At 63.8% G+C, this 6147-nt stretch carries 4 protein-coding genes; 1 reads left to right on the forward strand and 3 read right to left on the reverse strand.

Features of this window, described 5'->3' with window-relative positions; all coding sequences use genetic code 11:
* Positions 1–2 precede the first annotated feature (2 nt).
* The 3 genes from ACZYZ5_RS14835 to rfbA form a co-directional block, all read right to left on the reverse strand.
* Entirely contained in the window at positions 3–1532 is a 1530-nt protein-coding gene (locus ACZYZ5_RS14835) for a sugar transferase (RefSeq protein ID WP_463902644.1), read from the reverse strand.
* A gap of 1008 nt (positions 1533–2540) precedes the next feature.
* Complete coding sequence (locus tag ACZYZ5_RS14840) at positions 2541–4781, reverse strand: S9 family peptidase (protein ID WP_463902645.1); 2241 nt, start codon at positions 4779–4781, stop codon at positions 2541–2543.
* A gap of 66 nt (positions 4782–4847) precedes the next feature.
* Entirely contained in the window at positions 4848–5750 is a 903-nt protein-coding gene (gene rfbA / locus ACZYZ5_RS14845) for a glucose-1-phosphate thymidylyltransferase RfbA (protein ID WP_463902646.1), read from the reverse strand.
* Positions 5751–5816: 66 nt separating this feature from the next.
* Here rfbA and ACZYZ5_RS14850 point away from each other — a divergent pair.
* The coding region (locus ACZYZ5_RS14850) for a GDP-mannose 4,6-dehydratase (protein ID WP_463902648.1) at positions 5817–6147 on the forward strand (331 nt) is incomplete at its 3' end.

Consider the following 6147-nt stretch of genomic DNA (forward strand, 5'->3'; position numbering starts at 1 on the left):
CATCATTGAGCACCGTCTGCTTCGAAGACCGCGCGAGCCGTGCGAGCAAGGATATGAAGGTCCTCCCACAGGGACCAGTTGTGGGCGTAGTCAACATCGAGCTGTTGCGCTTCTTCCCAGGTCAGCCGCGACCGCCCGCTCACCTGCCACAGCCCGGTCATGCCCGGACGTACTCCAAGGCGATGTGCGGCGTCTCCGCGATACAGGGCAACCTCTGCAGGCCGCTGTGGCCGAGGCCCAACTAAGCTCATGGAGCCGCCCAGAACATTGAAGAGTTGTGGAAGTTCGTCCAGCGAGTATCGGCGAAGAATGGCGCCCACTCGCGTTATTCGAGGGTCGTTATCCACCTTGAACAGTGGGGTGCCACCTTTGTTTTGCTCCTTAAGGAGGGCTTGCAGCTGCGCGTCCGAGCCATCGGCCATGGAACGGAACTTCAAGATATTGAACCGCACGCCGTTCTTGCCGACGCGTTCCTGCCGGTACAGCGTCGGTCCATCGCTACTCAACTTGACCAATATCGCCACGGCAACAAGTACGGGAGATAGTAGGAGGATTAGGCATATGGAGCCCGCGATATCGCTGCTCCGTTTCCCCCACCTGACGGCCAGCGGCTGGGCAGGAGCTGAGATCTCAAGGACAACACGGGGGCCCTTGACCGCGCAGTGGACCCTGCGTTGGCGTAGAGGACCTCCTGCGACGGCGAAGCTCAGGCTGGCGTGTTGCTCCCGCAGCTCCCAGCTAAGGCTTCGCCAGAGCTGGCCGGAGAGCCCCACTTCGCCGACAATCTCCACGCTGCATGCGTCAAAAGCCTTGGCTGCTTCTGCGATTGTGGCCACAAGAAGGTCTGGATCATCCAACAGATCGGCCGGTACACGAAGGTGCCGGTACGTGAGGTTTGGACCGTAGTCCACAGGAAGGGGATCGGTCTCAAGCGTGACTACGAGGACTCTAGAAGTCCATAACCTTGAAAGGAACACCCTCGCCGTACCGCTGAATAGGGTGAGTGCGACTATCACCTCGATAAGTTTCAGGTAGCTCTGCTCCTGGCCCAGAATGACTCCGAGCACGACGCACACGGCCAGAGCAGAAGCTCCAGAGCGAAGGCTCAGTGCCAAAGTTTCGACCGTCTCCCGACGAAGATTGAATCCGCCCAGCGGGGAAAACCCGCCTACTTTAGTCGAGCAAACGAACCAAACCATGAGCCACGATGCAAGAACAAGGAAGTCGGCGAGGGATTCCACGGACCCAGAAACTGTTGCTGCAAAGGCTATGCACAAAGCAGCGGCCACATCTAGGAGGACGAGGAGGAGGACGAGGCGTTGCGCCGACCAAAGCCACTTTGCGCCCGAAGGCCTCTCGCCAGCCGGCAGCGCGTGCCTCCCGGCTGGAGTTCCTTCAGCCAAGCCGGCCCCGCGCTGCACCAATGGCTTGGTTGCCGGAGCAGTGTGGATCAAGGGATGGCGATGACTCACGTAATCTAGCTGCCTGTTCTTCGGCCGCACGATTTCTTTGGACTCGATACGTGAGGGCATAGTTTCCTCCGACGTCTGGATAGGGATTCCTCAGGGAGCGAAGCCCGCTGAGCGAGGCAAACCGAAATTTCCGGTGGTGTTCTGGGGTTGGGCTGGGGCGCGCAGGGTTGGACTGGTCGATTGACTCGGTGTTCCTGGTCTGGTCAGCGCCTCTCCCCCCGCTAGTGCTCTGAACCTACCGGCGGGCATCCGGACCCTGCACGCGTGTCACCTACCCGTCTCTCCGACCGGCATACTCCATTCCCCGGAGTGCATACCCGGCCGACTACTCGGGCGGAGACTAACCGGCATACTCCCTTCCCCGGAGTGCATACCCGGCCGACCACTCGGGCGGAGACTGACCAGACGGCTTGGCATGGCGGCCGCGCCCCGGGGCGGACAAATCCGTGAACCCCGTCTTGGCCACTCTTGGACCGACAAACCTCATGCGGAACCAAGCCCATTCAGGCTCATCAGTCCTGCGAGCATGGCCGTGAACGCGTAGCCCTGAAAGAACACGGCCGCTCCGATGCCGGTCCCGTCGGGGAGGCCCCGCAAGAGAGAGACGCCGGGCTACCGCCGCGACGCCGATGATTGAAGCCCAGCAGTGCTATCCCAGGATCCAGACCGGAAGGAGTACACGGTCCCGGCGCGCCTGGGCCAGTGCCAGTCGCACGACGCCGGACGTCAGCGCGCCTGCCGCAGGGTCGTCGATTTGCCCGCACCGTTGAGACCCAGAAAGCCGCGGACGTCCGAGGCAAAGCTGAGGTCGAGGCCGTCCAATGCCCGCGTCGGGCCAAACGTCTATTCGAGCGTCAGCTGGGCCGGCGGGTCTTACCACCCGGCCGACAGCCCGCTCATTGGACGCAAATGGCCGCTAGAACCCAAGGGGTCTCTTAGCGGCCATTTGTAGCGAATGGGCGAACGCCCGCCGAGGACCGAGCTAGCCAAGACCATCGGTTGCTCCGAAACGGCCCTTATCCGGGCTCAAAAGGGCGGTTGCGGAGCAATCGATGGGGGAGGAGGGGCCTACTTCAGCCCGGCCCCCGGCAGCAGCTCCGTGGCGCCGAGGGAGTCGGCGACGAAGGCGTAGTCCCAGGCCCGTTCCTTCCACTGCACGTAGCGGCCCGAGGCGCCGCCGTGGCCGCCCTCCATCTCGATCTTCATCACGATCGGCTCGCTGCCGGTGTTGAGTTCGCGCAGCCGCTGCACCCACTTGGCGGGCTCCACGTAGAGCACCCGCGTGTCGTTGAATGAGGTGACCGCGGCGATCTTGGGGTACGCCACCGCGCGGACGTTCTCGTACGGCGTGTAGGACTTCATGTACTCGTACACGGCGCGGTCGGTGATCGGGTTGCCCCATTCCTCCCACTCCAGCGCGGAGAGCGGCAGTTCAGGATCCAGGATGGTGGTCAGGGCGTCCACGAACGGGACGGCGGCCACAATCGCCGCGTACTTCTCCGGCGCCTGGTTGGCGACGGCGCCCATCAGCAGGCCGCCGGCCGAGCCGCCCATGGCCGCGATCCTGGCCGGGTCCACCCAGCCGGACTGCGCCAGCCAGTCGGTGGCCGCGATGAAGTCCGAGAAGGTGTTCTTCTTCTGCAGCTTCTTGCCGGTGTCGTACCAGTGCCGGCCCAGCTCCCCGCCGCCGCGGATGTGCGCGATCACAAACACGATGCCCCGGTCCAGCAGGGACAGCCGCGGGATGCCGAAGCCGGGGTCCATGCTCAGCTCGTAGGAACCGTACCCGTACACCAGGCCCGCCGCCGTCGCATCCCGCGCCACCGAGGCGTGCCGCAGCACCGACAGCGGAATGCGGGTCCCGTCGGAGGCCTCCGCCCACTCGCGGGTGGCGACGTAGTCCGCGGCCGAGTAGCCGCCGAGCACCGGGCTTTCCTTGCGCAGCAGCAGCTCACCGGCGGGCTGCTCCGCGGTGGGCAGCACAAAGTCATAGACCCGGGACGGGGTGAAGTAGGAGGTGTAGCCCATCCGGATCACCGGGGCCTCGTAGTCGGAACCGGCCACCCCTGCGGTGTACAGCTCCTCCTCGAAGGCAGGCTCCACCGGCCCGCCCTGCTCCGGCGTGCCCAGCCCGGCCAGCGGCAGCACCTGCACCCGCTCGATCGTGTCCTTGCGGACCGAGACCACCAGATGCGTGGAGGTGACGCCGGCGCCGTTGACGCGGACCTCATCGGAGTGCTCGACGACGGTGGTCCAGTGCTGCTCGGCGAGCGGCTTTCCGAGCTCTGCCGGGTCCAGCAGCGAGACCATGGAGTTGATGGCGTCCCGGTTGTGGGTCAGCACGATGGCCTCGGCCTGCGTCCCCGAAGCGTCGGCCAGCAGGAACGGCTCGGCCTCGTAGAGGATGCGCTCCTCCCGGGAGATCACGGTGGTCAGCCCGGCGGCGAGCGCGTCGAAGCGCAGCAGCCGGGTCTCGCTGAACTCCGAGCAGCCGATGCTCAGCACCAGGTGGCGCCGGTCAGCGGAGAGCTCGAAGCCCAGCCACATGGCGACGTCGTCCTCCTGGTAGATGACCTCATCCCCGGCGACGGGCGTGCCCAGGACGTGGGACTTCACCTGGTAGGGCCGCCAGGAGTCGTCCACCACGGTGTAGAAGATCCGGGTGCCGTCGGGGGAGAAGGAGACGCCGTAGAAAATGTTCTCGATCACGTCGGGCAGGAGTTCCCCGGTCCGCAGGTCCTTGAAGCGCAGCGTGAACCGCTCGTCGCCGGCGTTGTCCACGGCGTAGGCGTAGAGGTTCCCGTCAATGGTCACCGCGGCGCCGCCGACGGCGAAGAACGGCTTGCCCTCGGCCTCGACGTTGCAGTCCAGCAGGATTTCCTCACCCGGAACCTCGACGCCGACCTCGACGGCGGGCGGCGTCCAGTCCGCGACGCGGTCCCCGGTGTCCAGGGCGCGGACACGGCACTGGATGCCGTATTCCTTGCCCTCCACCGAGCGCGTGTAGTACCACCACCCGTCCTTGCGGTTGGGCACGGAGAGGTCCGTCTCCTGGGTGCGGCCCTTGATCTCGCCGAAGATGGCCTCGCGCAGCGGCTCCTGGTGGGCGGTGACGGACTCCTGATAGGTGTTCTCGGCCTTGAGCAGCTCCACGACCTCGGCGGATTCCTTGTCCCGCAGCCACTCGTAGTTGTCCTCGAAGGCGTCACCGTGGTGCGTGCGGAGGGCGGGGATCTTCTTGGCAACCGGGGCGGTTATAGCGGTTTCCACCGCTGCGGAAGGGCCACCAGTGGCGGGAGTTTCAGTCATGCTCCCCAATATATAGAGCCAACCGCCTGCTGGCGCCCACTTTCGCCACGGGGGTATTCGCCCGCCTTACTGACTCTGCCCGACGGCGGCAAGGCTGCTACTGGCGCCTTCCGCCAGCAGCTCGAGCAAGTAGTTTCCGTAGCCGCTCTTAGCCAAGGGTTCGGCGCGCTCCCGAAGCTCATCGTCGGTCAGGAATCCCAGCCGCCAGGCAATTTCCTCGGGGCAGCCGATGGAGAGCCCTTGGCGCTTCTGAACCGTGCGGACGAACTCCGAGGCCTCGTTCAGCGAATCAAATGTTCCGGTGTCCAGCCATGCTGATCCGCGGGGAAGGATCTCCACTTGCAGCTTTTCGCGTTCCAGATAGACGCGATTGACGTCGGTGATTTCCAGCTCGCCGCGGGCTGAGGGCTTGAGGTTCCGGGCAATCTCGACGACGTCGTTGTCGTAGAAGTAAAGTCCGGGTACCGCGTAATGGCTGCGTGGTTTTGCGGGTTTCTCCTCGAGCGAGATGGCCTTACCCGATTCGTCGAACTCCACAACGCCATAAGAAGAAGGGTCCGCCACCCAATAGCCGAACACCGCGCCACCATCAATGTTCGCAAAGCGGCGGAGCTGGGTTCCCAATCCGTGACCGTAGAAGATGTTGTCGCCCAGTACCAAGGCAACAGGTCCATCGCCAATGTGCTCGGCGCCAAGCACGAACGCCTGGGCCAGTCCATCCGGGGAGGGCTGCTTTTTATAGGTGATGCTGACACCGAAGCGGCTGCCGTCACCGAGCAAGCGCTCAAACTGGTCACCGTCGTGAGGGGTGGTGATGATCAGGATGTCCCGAATTCCGGCCAGCATGAGTGTGGAAAGCGGGTAATAGATCATTGGTTTGTCATAAACCGGGACCAGCTGCTTGCTGACTCCCAGTGTGATCGGATGAAGTCTTGAACCGGTCCCCCCGGCGAGGATAATTCCGCGCATGACGCCAATCTTCCACTGCGGTATCATGTTCAACCAAATCGGCCCTGCTGTGGAACGATGTAAATCATGCAGAAGCTTCTCGTAACCGGCGGCGCCGGCTTCATCGGCTCCAATTTTGTCCACTACGTTCTTGACCGCACGGATCACCACGTCACGGTGCTAGATAAGCTGACCTACGCGGGCAATCTGGAGTCGCTCAAGCATCTTCCGGCCGACCGTTTCCGGTTCGTCAAGGGGGATATCTGCGACCAGCCGCTGGTCGATGAACTCGTGGCCGCCCATGACGTCGTGGTGCATTACGCCGCGGAATCGCACAATGACAACTCGTTGCATGATCCGCGTCCGTTCCTGGACACCAACATCATTGGCACGTACACGCTGATCGAGGCGTCCCGCA

It is taken from the genome of Pseudarthrobacter ribosi, from assembly GCF_055412865.1.